General features: G+C 59.7%; 4 protein-coding genes. All 4 read left to right on the plus strand.

All coding sequences use genetic code 11. The features are described 5' to 3' along the window. Positions 1 to 1,203 precede the first annotated feature (1,203 nt). Positions 1,204 to 1,410, plus strand: a complete 207-nt coding sequence (locus WBP53_RS14865; protein WP_423930288.1) for a YtcA family lipoprotein — start codon at positions 1,204 to 1,206, stop codon at positions 1,408 to 1,410. A 2-nt stretch (positions 1,411 to 1,412) separates the two neighbouring features. Then, the gene (mdtN, locus tag WBP53_RS14870) at positions 1,413 to 2,462 is read left to right on the plus strand and encodes a multidrug transporter subunit MdtN (RefSeq protein WP_423930290.1); all 1,050 of its coding nucleotides are present in this window, start codon (positions 1,413 to 1,415) and stop codon (positions 2,460 to 2,462) included. After that, positions 2,449 to 4,455: an FUSC family protein gene (locus WBP53_RS14875; RefSeq protein WP_423930292.1), complete on the plus strand. Its 2,007-nt coding sequence runs from the start codon at positions 2,449 to 2,451 to the stop codon at positions 4,453 to 4,455. Before mdtN ends, WBP53_RS14875 begins: the two co-directional genes overlap by 14 nt. A 195-nt stretch (positions 4,456 to 4,650) precedes the next feature. After that, the coding region (locus WBP53_RS14880; RefSeq protein ID WP_423930294.1) for a TolC family protein at positions 4,651 to 5,737 on the plus strand (1,087 nt) is incomplete at its 3' end.

Consider the following 5,737-nt stretch of genomic DNA (forward strand, 5'->3'; position numbering starts at 1 on the left):
CGATGATCCATCACTACGCCAACAGCCAGTGGCAAAACGACTGCCAGGGTGTTTCGTGCTGCGACCATCCATGGCACATCAGGCTTGCCGAATCGCACCAGGGATTGCAAAAGCACGCTGTGTTGCAAGCGGGCCAGCAGGTTCATGCTGACAGGGCCCCTTCTCCTTGCGGGCAAGCTGTGAAAGTCGGAATCCAGGTTGGCAACATGCCAATATCTTGCCTGAATCTGCTCGGACATGGGTACGAATGATCCGTCTCCGCACTCGTCCGAACGATCGCCAAGGTGTGCCCTTTGATTCAGGCCGGCCTGGCTGTTCCATTCGTGCTGCGATTGGTGGCGGATGTGTCGCGCACTGTTTGATCCTGTCGTCCAGAACGCGTGCGCGCAGCGACCGAAGCCGGCCCTGCCTCAACAGCACGGACGCAACAAGCAGGCTCATCCATGCGCCCACTCTGTCAATTGGAGTTCACGCATCGCATCGAACTCAGCCTGTCGAGCCCGGCAGCGAGCATGACGTTCGAACTTGCATGCTCTCGGTAAACTTTCGTCAACATTGCGAAGCTGGCAGGGTCTTGCCTGGCGTGATGTAGCGGCTGGATCCTTATGCGGCGAAAAGGCTGCCAATCGAGTGGCCTCACTCGGCGCGCATCCATGCAAGGTTCGCGAGCAGGTTTGCAATGGCGGGCAACGCCACTTCCAGCATCAACGCAACTTGCGTTCCTGGACTGCGATCCTTGATCTCGAGAGTGCCAGCCCTCCAGGGCGAAGCACATTGCGACGACATTTCCATGACAGTGAAACCTCCGCCCAAGGGCGGCTGCACCCGTTGCGAAGTGTTCGCGCTTGTAGGTACCATCGGTTGCGTCCTGCTCGTCTCGCGGGACAAGCTTGTCTACTTCCCCGGAGTACGCGCCTTGCGGGCAAATGCCTGCGTGATGGCGCCTGATTCCTGCGGTGACCGGAAAACAGAAGTTGATGGCGGGTATGCATGGTGTCTTCAATCTTGCAGAGAAATGCGCAACACCAGTCAACGCCAGGCACAAGCTATTTGTGTAACTTAGGCCAATTGCCCCGAACTGGAAACGTTACAGCCAGGTCGCGCGGGCACTCATGGCCAGTCAGGCAGGCAAGACCATCGCAGCGAGTCAGCCCAAGATTTCTTGCCGTGCTCGCCATGCTTCCGATGCTGGAAGGCTGCTCCATGAGCGGAGCTCCAATGTTCGAGCTATTTGGCGCGTACTTCCCGGCATGGTTGTTCTGTGCAGCAGTCGGACTCATGGCTGCCTTGGGCACGCGCGTAGTTCTTGTCCTCACGGAACTGGCAAACACACTGCCGCTCCAGTTCTTTGTCTGCTCGTCAATCGGACTTATTGTGGCCATTGGTAGCTGGCGGGTGGCGTTCGGATAATCATGAAAATTGCCGGTCAACAAAAACGCTCGCCGAAGACGATGCTGATTTCCCTGGCAATCATTGCCATGGCCGTTATGGCCGTCTTCTACGCTTCACACCGCCGCGCAAGCTACCCGGCTTCCGATGACGCCTCTTTCTACGCCAATGTCGTCCACATCGCTGCATCAGTGGGTGGTCGTGTAAGCGAGATTGCAGTGCAGGAGAATGCCAAGGTTCAAGAGGGTGACCTCCTGTTCCGGATTGATCCCGAACCCTACCGGCTGGCCGTGGCCCAGGCCGCGGGCGACCTTGAGATTGCCGAAGGTTTGCGCGGCACGCGCCTGCGCAGCATCGAGAGCGAGAAATCCACCGCGCAAATTGCGCAAGACCAAACCGGCCGAGCCCAGACCAACTACGATCTGGCGAAGCGCACCGTGGAGCGTTTGCGGCCCCTGGCCGCCAAGGGATACGTGACCAAGGAACGCTTCGATCAGGCTCTCACTGCCGAGCAGGATGGCAGAACATCTTTGGCACAAGCTCGCACGCAGGAAACCGCCACGCGCTCAGCGGTAGGCACCGAACAGGCGGCAGATGCAACGGTCAATGCACGCAAGGCCGCCTTGGCCCTCGCCGAACGCAGCCTGGACAACACCAATGTCACCGCCCCGAACGATGGTCGTGTGGTGGGATTGAAAGTTTCACCGGGCGAAATGATTGCGCCGGGTCAGTCACTCTTTACTCTGATCAATACCGAGCAATGGTTTGCGAGCGCAAATTTCCGTGAGACCGACCTCGCACGGATCCAGATTGGCGATTGCGCAACGGTCTATTCAATGATCAATCGCAACCTGTCAATTGCGGGTACGGTTGAAGGGATCGGCTGGGGCGTACTGCAGAGCGACCAGATTGGTCTCTCCGGAACGGTCCCGTTCGTGAACCGATCGCTGAACTGGGTTCAGGTCGCACAGCGGTTCCCGGTTCGTATCCGGTTGAGTGATCCTCCTGAACGACTCGTGCGCCTCGGAGCCAGTGCAGTGGTCGAGATCGGGCACGGCAATGCGTGCAGGTGAGGCGACCACCAGCCGGCTGAATGAACTGCTGCGGCTTCTGCAGGCGAGACCCGGGCGGCTCGAATTTGCCCTTCGCCTGGCGCTGATCGCTGCACTGACGACCCTCGTCATCCAGACCTACCAGACCTTCCTTCCCTCGCTCGCGGCGTACATTGTCCTGTTCTTGAACAAGCCGGACAGGACAACCAGCCTGCTGCTGAACGTAGGTGCCCTGATTGCCGTCTCGGTGCTGGTGGCCCTGCTGTTTCCACTTGTCATCGCGGTCGTCGACCGACCTGTATGGCGGCTTGCCAGCATGACCGCGGCCTCCCTGATCATTCTCTATCTCGCATCGAGCGCGAATGCGCAGGAGCCGGGCGGCATCCTCGCATTGATCCTGGCTTTCGGCCTCAGCCTGACGGGGATGATCCCGGTCGGCGAAGCAGCAACTCGCGCGCTGCTGTACGCCTGGCTTCTGGTCGCGACGCCGGCAGTGGTCTCGATTGTGGTTAATCTGACATTGGCTCCCTCGCCCCGCAGGCTGATCGAGAAAGCGCTGGCCTGGCGGCTAAACCTGTCCGCCAGAATGCTGACGGGCACCGACACCAACGGGCGACGCACGTTCTACGACGCTCGCGACGAGGGTGACGAGCAAATTCGACAATGGCTGAAACTGGCCGCGCTCGAACGTAGCGTTCCCGCGGTGGACTTGAACGCCCTGCAACATGCCAATGAATCCACGACTGCGGTGCTGGCAAGCGTGGATGCCATCGCCAACCAGCCGGATGCAGCCCTGTCGATCGCAACGCGACGCCAGCTGGGCGATACCCTGATCCAAATGGCGTCCATTCTGGAGCGAGGGGGCTACCCGATCGACGTCGTGCTCGAGCCCACGGACGACACGGATTCCGCTCGCACTTCGAACGCATGCGCGGGGCTGCTGGAACTCGAAAAGGCGCTGGCCACTTTCGCGGAACCTTCGGCAGCCGATACGGATACGCGAGACCAGCCGGCACCGACAGACAGGCAACCGGCCAAATCTGCGCTCGACGAATTGATCTCCAATCCCACGCATGTCCGCTACGCAGTGAAGACCACCTTCGCCGCGATCTTCTGCTATCTGGTTTACACACTGCTGGACTGGCCTGGCATTCACACCGCCATGATCACCGTCTATATCGTTTCGCTGGGCAGCACGGCAGAGACTGCACAGAAGGTCATCCTGCGAATTACCGGCGCCGTGCTGGGTGGGATCCTTGGGATGCTTGCCATCGTTTTCCTGATCCCGTCCATGGATTCGATCATGCCGCTGCTCGCGCTGGTCTTTGTCGGGATGCTCGGTGCCTCCTGGATAGCCGTCGGAGACGAGCGCATTTCCTACGCAGGTTTCCAGATCGCATTTGCGTTCCTGCTGTGCGTGCTGCAGGGCTGGCATCCGGAATATGACCTGAGCATCGCCCGCGATCGCGTCATCGGCGTGCTGCTGGGCAACGTTGTTGTCTATCTGGTGTTCACGGGGATCTGGCCAGTCACTATCGCTTCCCGGATTGATCCGGCCATAGGCAAGGTCATGCGCAGCCTGAACGGACTGCTTGCCGGCGCGAGTCGCTCCGTTCGTCTTGCCAGCCTGGCACAGGTGCAATCGGGCATGGGTGCGCTCAAGCGAGACCTGGATCTTCTCGGCTTCGAACCGTCATCGATACGACCGCCTCGGCCCTGGGTGCAAACACGAGCGAGCGTTGCCAGGCACATCGACACACTCCAGAGGCTGATATTTACCACTCCCCCCCTGGACTCGGCGAGGAAACAAGATGTTCAGCAACGTCTTGAACGCTTGATTGCATCTGTTGAGTCCCCTGGAGCGGTTGATCGGGCACACGCCGAATCCATACCTGACGCCCAACCACAAAATTCGACGGAGGCTTCGTCACGATTCCCGACGGGAGATGCGCTTGCGCTGCAACTCGGGCATATCGAGACGATGCTGGTCCCCGCAGACGAAACGGCAAGGTGACAGAAGATGCACAACCGCCATGAAGAATACCCGAAGCATCTTCGCAAGCCGACAAAGGACGGGGAACCCCGCAGCACGCTCCCTGATGCGTGCACGTCGGCGCATGAATACACCAAGCACCGCCAGCACGCGTCAGGTCGTTTCGAAGCAAGCCGAACACTGAGCGTTTTTCGGAAAACCATCGGCGCTGCGCAAATGGCGCTCACCTGCATTTTCATGGCCGGCTGTGCCACTTCGGCGCTGGACATGGCCCCAGCCCGCCCCGACCGGCCCTGGATGCCACACACGGATGACAACGGCGCGATCGTCTCCAGCACACTGCCGCCCGCAACAACCGATAGCGACACTTATGTATTGCCCGCCAATCGCGAGGTTGCCGATATCCCCGGGGAGGAACTGCCGCAACGCGAGAACCCGTATTCTCTTGCGGAGCTGATTGATATCGCGCAATTGAACAATCCAGAAACGCGGGTGGCCTGGAACGATGCTCGCCGGGCTGCCCTCGCCGCCGGTATTGTACGAAGCACTTACCTGCCTCAACTTGCCGCTACGGCGCTGGGCGGCTACTTCCACAGCCAGAACGAGTTCCTGCGCGACGGTGGTGGTGCCGACCTGAGTGGCAGTGGCACGGTTTCATCGGTATCCCTGCAATGGTTGCTGTTTGACTTCGGTGAGCGCGCGGCATTGCTGGACGCCGCCAAGCAAGCATCCATAGTTTCCAATATCGCCTTTACCGCAACCCATCAGAAAATTGTCTACGATGTCAGCGTAGCTTTCTATGCCTACCAGGCTGCGCGCGCCCACGTGCAGACTGCGGCGACCTCCCTTGCCAATGCACGCAAGATTCAGGAAGCAGCCGAACAAAGCCACGATCGTGGAGTCGCAACGATCATCGAGGTGTCGCAGGCACGCCAAGCCAGCGCACAGGCAAAGCTGGCGACCGTCATCAGCCGCGGAAAAACCGAGGATGCGTATCAGGATCTGATGGCTGCTGTGGGCGCATCGCCGCTGACGCGCATACAAGTTGTCGACGTCGGAAATCGAAAGCTACCCGCACCCACCTCGGAATCGCTTGAGCAAGTCATCAAGGATGCGCTTTCCCGTCGCCCTGATGTACTTGCCGCCTATTCGAGCCTGCAAGCTGAGAACGCGCGAGTGCGTGGTGCGAAAGCGGCCTTTCGACCGAAAGTTTTCCTCTACGCGAGCGAGGGCTATTACCACAACAATCTGGGCGTGAGTCCTACACCGATCTTTGGCCAGGGTTTGCCCTCGGTCAACATTC

Origin of the sequence: Dokdonella sp. (assembly GCF_049593775.1) — a bacterium.
Classification (GTDB): domain Bacteria; phylum Pseudomonadota; class Gammaproteobacteria; order Xanthomonadales; family Rhodanobacteraceae; genus Dokdonella.

Coding starts and splice junctions, on each gene's coding strand:
- WBP53_RS14865 (WP_423930288.1), top strand. CDS start 1,204: ATGAGCGGAGCTCCAATGTTCGAGCTATTTGGCGCGTACTTCCCGGCA.
- mdtN (WP_423930290.1), top strand. CDS start 1,413: ATGAAAATTGCCGGTCAACAAAAACGCTCGCCGAAGACGATGCTGATT.
- WBP53_RS14875 (WP_423930292.1), top strand. CDS start 2,449: ATGCGTGCAGGTGAGGCGACCACCAGCCGGCTGAATGAACTGCTGCGG.